We start from the raw sequence: 1231 nt of genomic DNA, 5'->3' as shown, positions 1-1231 counted from the left end.
GCCGCACAGTACCGTTCCGCATTGCCGGCTCAGCCGAAGACCGTCGCCGTGGTGATTGATGTGGATGAGGCCGGAAACCCGGTGAACCGCAGTGCGCTCGGCCCGGGAGGCTCGGTGTGCGACCTGTGGATGAAGCTGCAGGTGGCGGGCCAGCGCCCGACCATCATCACCTCGCAGGTGGCGGCCAATCAAGAGGCGCTCGCGCAGCGTGGCATTCTGGAATTGCACGCTGACGAACACCCCTATGCCGCCCGTTACTACACTGCGGTTTCGGACCCATCGTTCGAAACGGCTGATTAAACCGATATCCGGTTGTGGAATCATCTACTCCTTGTTCCACAACCGGATATTTTCAATTGCAGTGCGCACAATTGCAGTGCGCAGGGCAAAACATAAGACCCGGTACTCGCCGAAGAGCGAGAAGAACGAGAAGACAATATACGAGAAGGGGGAGCGCTCAATGAGCATCAATTGCGCCGCAGTGGACCGACTCATTGATTCGATGAGCTTCACGCAGAAAGTTGGCCAGTTGAACCAGCGTCTGCTCGGTTGGAAGTCCGTGGAACGCAATGCTGCGGGACGGCTGGTGGCCTCGGACGAGCTCAAGCAGGAGATTGACCGATGGGGTGGACTCGGCACCCTGTACGGTCTATTGCGAGCCGACCCATGGTCTGGTCAACATTGGGGTAACGGCATACGCCCTGAGGAGCGGACTGAGGCGATTGCCGTGGTGCAGCAAACTGTGCTGGAACGTGGCGCGCACGGCATCGGCGTATTACTTAGCGAAGAGGCGCCTCACGGGCATCAGGCGCTGGGCGGCACGGTGCTGCCCACCAATCTGGGTTTGGGCGCTACGTTTGACCCGCAGGGGGTGCAGGAAGCGGAAGCCGCGGTTGCCGCAGAACTGGCCGCCAGCGGCATCCATATCGCATTGGTATCCGGTTTGGACATCGCCCGTGACCCACGCTGGGGCCGTTGCGAGGAATGCTTCGGCGAGGATCCGCTGAAGGCTGCCCGCATGTGCGAGGCCATCGTTACCGGCATGCAGGGTGAGCATCGCAGCAAGGTCGGCCACGGGGGAGTGGCCGTGGTGCTCAAGCATCTGGCGGCGCAAGGCGAGGCCGTGGGCGGCCGCAACGGACAGTCCGCCGTACTGGGCCCGCACGATCTTCATGAAATTCATCTGCCGCCGGTGGCCGCCGGTGTGCGCGCCGGTGCCTTGGGCTTTATG

2 protein-coding genes are annotated in these 1231 nt (G+C 62.1%); both read left to right on the top strand.

Annotation, left to right across the window (positions count from 1 at the left end; translation table 11 throughout):
* A partial coding sequence (locus ACLRYO_RS09550) for a hypothetical protein (RefSeq protein WP_413084870.1) occupies positions 1 to 300 on the top strand: 300 nt, incomplete at its 5' end.
* 160 nt (positions 301 to 460) lie between these two features.
* On the top strand, positions 461 to 1231 hold a 771-nt coding region (locus ACLRYO_RS09545; protein WP_413084869.1), incomplete at its 3' end, for a glycoside hydrolase family 3 N-terminal domain-containing protein.

The sequence above is a fragment of the Veillonella parvula genome, assembly GCF_047241225.1.
Classification (GTDB): Bacteria; Bacillota; Negativicutes; order Veillonellales; family Veillonellaceae; genus Veillonella; species Veillonella parvula_O.
This window is presented reverse-complemented; position numbering and strand designations above follow the sequence as displayed.